Here is a 4,674-nt window from a genome sequence, read left to right on the forward strand (position 1 = left end):
CAGTGTGGCAAACGGTGTGTCACCGAGGGCAAAAACATGGGCTTGTTGGGTTCGGTCACCGCAATGTCGGCGTTTTGCACGGCCGCAGTTTGGCCTTGGCCAAAAGCATTGGGCTGCGAGACCTCGTTGGTGGCCGAGATGGCCACCGAAATGGTGCCGTGTGAAACAGCCGACGCACTCACGCGCACATTGCGGCTGATGACCACGGTGCCCGTGCGCGAATTGACCACCACGCGTGCAGGAGGCTCGCCGGGCACAACGTCAAGGTTTTCAACCATGCTCATGAAGGCCACTCGCTGCGACATGTCGGTGGGTGCGCGCACGGCAAAAGACATGCCGTCCAAAGCGCGGGCTGTGCCGTCGCCAAAACTTTTGTTCACAGCGTTCACAATGGCGGTGGTGGTGGTGAAGTCCGACTCGCGCACATTCATCACCACATGGTCTGAAGTCTCAAAGGGGGTGTCCACCATGCGCTCGACCGTGGCCCCATTGGGAATGCGCCCTGAAGTGGGCACGCCAATGCTGACCTTGGAGCCCGCTGCGCTGGTGTCGATGCCGGTGGTGGTGAGTGCGCCTTGGGCCAAGCCATAGACCTCACCGTCTACACCGCGCAAACTGGTCAGCAGCAAATTGCCGCCGCGCAAGCTGGTGGTTTTGCCAATGGCCGAGACGTTGATGTCAATCTTTTGACCGGGCTTGGCAAAGGCGGGCAACTCAGCCGTGATCATCACGGCTGCAACGTTCTTGATGTCGATCTTGCCGCTGTTGGCGTTTTGTTCAAAGTCCGACAGCGGGCCATCCAGGCTCACGCCCATGCGGCTGAGCATGGACTTCATGCTTTGCGCGGTGAACGACACATCGGCCCCATCGCCCGTGCCTTGCAAGCCCACCACCAAGCCGTAACCAATCAATTGGTTGGTGCGGCCTGCGGCCACAGAGGCCAAGTCCTTCACGCGATCGGCCCAGGCGTTGCCCGTCAAGCTCATGAGCAAGAAAAGGGTGAAGAGGGTCGATTTCATGGGGTGTTTCTCAAGAGGTGAGCGGCGCTCAGAAAGGCCAGAGTTTGAGCAAGGCGCTGGTGCCCCAGCTTGGCTTGGCCGCGTTGGCCATGTCGCCGGTGCCACGGTAGGCAATCTGGGCATTGGCCAGACGGCGCGACTGCACCATGTTGTTGGGCGAGACATCGTCGGGGCGGATGATGCCGGTGACCTGAATCACTTCGGCCCCTTCGGTGAGCGCCAGTTGTTTTTCGCCGCGCACCATCAGGTTGCCGTTGGACAGCACTTCGACCACGGTGACCGACACGGCACCAGACAGGCTGGCACGTTGATCGGCCTCGCCAGAGCCACTGCTGGCGATGTTGGCACTGTTGAGGTTCAGGCCGTCAAAGGCGCCATCGCCTTTGCTGCCAAAAATTTTGGAGGGAATGCGCAGCGCTTTGGTGACCAAACCACTGGGGATCACATCGTTGGAGGCCTCGCGGGAAATGGTGCCGCTTTGGCTGCGTCCGGCTTGGGTGGACTCGTTGAGCAACACCGTGATCAGGTCACCCACTTTGTAATTGCGGCTGCGGCCAAAAAAGTTGTCGCTTTGGCGGCCGTTGTAAATGGCCCCAGTGGCCATGCGCGGCTTCTCGATGGCCACCGGCATGACCGGTGCAAACGCCGGCGAATGCGCCATGGGGGCAGGCGCGGTGGCGCAGCCTGTCAGGCCCAGAGCCAGCAAAGTGGGAGCCAAAACGCGGGTGGTGAATGCAATGCTGGGCGTCATGGCGTGCTTACATGTTGTTGTTCAAGAAGCGCAACATGCCGTCCACGGCAGAGATGGCTTTGGAGTTGATTTCGTAGGCGCGTTGGGTTTCGATCATGTTGACCATTTCCTCTACCACGTTCACGTTAGAGGCCTCAAGTGCGCCTTGCATCAATTGGCCTGCACCGCCTTGTCCGGCCTGGCCCACGATGGGGGCGCCGCTGGCGCCGGTTTCTTTCAGCAAGTTCTGGCCAATGGCTTGCAAGCCTGCAGCGTTGGCAAAACGGGCAATTTGGATTTGTCCCAACACCTGTGCACCGCCACCGCCTGCGGTTTCCACCGAAACCGTGCCGTCTTGGCCGATCGAGATGCTGGCCACGTTGGGCGGGATGGTGATCGCAGGTTGCAGTGGTGCGCCGTTGGAGGTGACCAGCTGTCCGGTTACCGACAGTTTGAAACCACCGTCGCGCGTGTAGGCAATCGTGCCGTCGGCCTGGGCGATTTGGAAAAAGCCTTCGCCTTGCACTGCCAAATCGAGGGCGTTTTTGGTGGTCACCAAGCTGCCTTGGGTGTGGGTTTTTTCGGTGGCCACAATGCGCACACCGGTGCCCAGCATCAAGCCCGTGGGGGCTTGTGCGTCGGCACCGACCTGTGCGCCGGGTTGGCGCAGATTTTGGTAGAGCATGTCCTCGAAGCTGGCGCGGTCGCGCTTGAAGCCCGTGGTGTTGACGTTGGCCAAGTTGTTCGAGATGACCGACATGCGCGTTTGTTGCGCATCCAGGCCGGTCTTGGCAATCCACATTGAGGCATCCATGGGGTGCTCCTGTCAGGTTTAAGCGGCTTTCATCATGGAAGCGCCGGACTCGTCGAGCCCTTTCATTTCCTTGATGACGCGAATTTGGGTTTCAAAACTGCGCGAGTGATCGATCAAGCGGGTCATGGCCTCAATGGCGCTGACGTTGCTGCCCTCGAGGGCCTTGGGAATCACTTGCGGCAGTTGAGCAGTTAAAGCAAGGTCTGTGCCACTAGGTTTTTCCGACACCTTGAACAAACCATCTTCGCGGCGGGCCATGCTCACGCCTGTGGTGTCGCGCAGCCGCAGGCGGTCGATTAGCACATCAGCGGCTGGGCCAACTTGCGCCGGATCGCGCGCAAAAATACTGCCGTCGGGCGTGACGTTGATCAACAAACCTGGCGGGATGGTGATGGGGCCACCTTCGCCCAACACCAGGTGGCCAGAGCCGTTTTCGAGCTGGCCCTGGATGTTCACCTTCAGGTCACCCCGACGGGTAAACGTCAAATCGCCATTGGGGGCTTGTACGCTGAGCACGGTGCTGCCCGCCATGGCCACATCCAGCGGGCGGCCGGTGGCCATGACCGGGCCGGGGTCCATGCGGATCAGGTCGCGGGCAATGCTTTGGGCTTGGTATCGGGTGTCAAAACCAGCCCCTTCAACCTTGATCGATTGCAAGGCCACGTCGTAGCTGCTTTTGAAACCCACCGTGGACACGTTGGCCAAGTCGTTGACCAGCACCTGGCGTGCCGTGGCCTGCTCTTTGATGGTGGCATTCGAGGTAAAAACAAGGCGGTCCATGGTGGCGTTCTCGTGGTGTCAGTCAGGGGTGATTCAGCGCATCAAGAACGGATGTTGATGATCGCGCTGGTCATGGTCGAGCTGGTCTCAATGGCTTTGGCGTTGGCCTGGAAGTTCCGCTGCGCGGTGATCAGGTCCACCAACTCTTGCGTCAAGTCCACGTTGGCACGCTCGGTGGCACCGGCGCGGATCGAGCCGAAACCGGCCGAACCCGCTTCACCGATCTTGGCCACGCCCGAGGTGGCTGAGGCCAGGTAACTGGCGTCACCCACTTGGCGTAAACCAGTTGGGCTGGAGAAGTTGGCCAGCACGATCTTGCCCAGCGAATTTTGCGAACCGTTGGAATAGGTCGCATTGACCAGACCGTCCACGCCAATGTCCAGGCCCATCAATTCGCCTTCTGGGGCGCCGTCTTGGGACTGCGACAGCACGGCGAAAGCGCTGGAGTATTGGGTTGATTTCGTGAAATCAATGGACATGGTCAATGCCCCCTTGCCGCCTTGCAAGAAGGCGGTTTCGAATGGCATGCCGGTTAAGGGCGAGACGGGTTTACCGGTCAGGTCAAAGCTCAGCTCGCCTCGGTCAAGGAAAACGGGCCACCACTCGGTTTTTGTCGAAATGCCAGTGGCATCTTCGGTTTGTTGGCCATTTTTGACGTACTGCAGAGCCCCGTTTTCTGTGTATTGAGCCAGTTTTTTCCATTCAGTGGTGGCACCAAACTGCATTTCTGTGTTGGCCAAGCCCAAATCAGCAGGTCCGGTTACCTGGATGGATGAGTTGTCACCGGTGGTGGCGGTGGTAAAACTCAATTGCTTGGTTTTTGGGTCGAAACCCACGGTAACGCCAGTCACTTTTTTCCCAGAATCTGCGTCGACAATCGTGTTGATTTTGTCTTGCAGTGCTTTGGCAAAGGTTTCGATGTTGGTGAATGTGGTTGGGAATGGCAGCTCGATTTTGGCCGCGATACCGTCAACCGATACAAAAAAATCTTTGTTGGCCGAGGTCACCAACACACTTTTGGCGGTGTTGATGGTCATGGTTTCACTCTTCAAGACAGCTGGCTCGCTGGCTTTGCCCCGCAAGGCCTCTGTGCCGGATGACTCCACCATCATTTCTGTGGAGTTCAAGCCCATCAAACTGATGGCTGTGTCGTTGGCGCCGGTGATTTCGATGCTGGAGGCATCCCCTGTGGTTCCTGAGGCAATGGAAAATTTGGCTGCATCGGGGTCAAATTGCACCGCGATGCCAAATCGAGCGTTTTGTCGGTATTCATTGACGGAGGTCGTGGTGGCGTCGTCAGGGGTATCAGCCAAGGTGCCCAGTATGTTGTT

Annotated in this window: 5 protein-coding genes; all 5 read right to left on the reverse strand. The window is 58.7% G+C overall.

The features are described 5' to 3' along the window. A partial coding sequence (locus Q0341_RS12840; RefSeq protein ID WP_299514002.1) for a flagellar basal body P-ring protein FlgI occupies positions 1-1,019 on the reverse strand: 1,019 nt, incomplete at its 3' end. A 28-nt stretch (positions 1,020-1,047) separates the two neighbouring features. Beyond that, positions 1,048-1,770 (reverse strand): flagellar basal body L-ring protein FlgH, encoded by a 723-nt coding sequence (locus Q0341_RS12845; protein WP_299514005.1) that lies wholly within the window; start codon positions 1,768-1,770, stop codon positions 1,048-1,050. Between the two features lie 7 nt (positions 1,771-1,777). Beyond that, the gene (flgG, locus tag Q0341_RS12850) at positions 1,778-2,563 is read right to left on the reverse strand and encodes a flagellar basal-body rod protein FlgG (RefSeq protein WP_299514007.1); all 786 of its coding nucleotides are present in this window, start codon (positions 2,561-2,563) and stop codon (positions 1,778-1,780) included. 18 nt (positions 2,564-2,581) lie between these two features. Continuing rightward, positions 2,582-3,343, reverse strand: coding sequence for a flagellar hook-basal body complex protein (locus Q0341_RS12855; RefSeq protein ID WP_299514010.1), 762 nt, complete (start codon positions 3,341-3,343; stop codon positions 2,582-2,584). A 41-nt stretch (positions 3,344-3,384) separates the two neighbouring features. Next, on the reverse strand, positions 3,385-4,674 hold a 1,290-nt coding region (locus Q0341_RS12860), incomplete at its 5' end, for a flagellar hook-basal body complex protein (RefSeq protein ID WP_299514012.1).

This window comes from uncultured Limnohabitans sp., from assembly GCF_937889215.1.
Lineage (GTDB): Bacteria > Pseudomonadota > Gammaproteobacteria > Burkholderiales > Burkholderiaceae_C > Limnohabitans_A.

Coding starts and splice junctions, on each gene's coding strand:
- Q0341_RS12855 (WP_299514010.1), bottom strand. CDS start 3,343: ATGGACCGCCTTGTTTTTACCTCGAATGCCACCATCAAAGAGCAGGCC.
- Q0341_RS12845 (WP_299514005.1), bottom strand. CDS start 1,770: ATGACGCCCAGCATTGCATTCACCACCCGCGTTTTGGCTCCCACTTTG.
- flgG (WP_299514007.1), bottom strand. CDS start 2,563: ATGGATGCCTCAATGTGGATTGCCAAGACCGGCCTGGATGCGCAACAA.